This window comes from Paraburkholderia sp. NMBU_R16 (assembly GCF_013282575.1).
Taxonomy (GTDB): domain Bacteria; phylum Pseudomonadota; class Gammaproteobacteria; order Burkholderiales; family Burkholderiaceae; genus Trinickia.
In genome coordinates this window covers 1-245 of the sequence record NZ_JAAAYE010000537.1, presented here as the reverse complement: position 1 = coordinate 245, position 245 = coordinate 1, and the positions used below count along the sequence as shown (strand labels likewise).

Here is a 245-nt window from a genome sequence, read left to right as displayed (position 1 = left end):
ATCAACTCGAGCACCTCCCGGGTCGCCTCGGTCGGCGTTCGGGCATGCACGTCGTATATGTATCGTCTCGCATGGTCCCAGCATGCCGCCTCGCGAATCTTGCCGCTCTCGTACAGTTCGTTGAAGCCGCTGTAGGCGTCGGCCTGCAAGATACCCTTGAATCCGGCCAGATGGGTCTGGGGATGAATGCCTTTGCGGTCCGGCGAGTAAGCAAACCACACTGCGCCTGGTTCGGTCGAGCCCGA

At 61.2% G+C, this 245-nt stretch carries 1 protein-coding gene; it reads right to left on the bottom strand.

Annotated features, from left to right (window positions below):
• Positions 1–245, bottom strand: a 245-nt coding sequence (locus tag GWC77_RS29015) for a transposase (RefSeq protein ID WP_173263107.1), incomplete at both ends; no start/stop codon positions are given.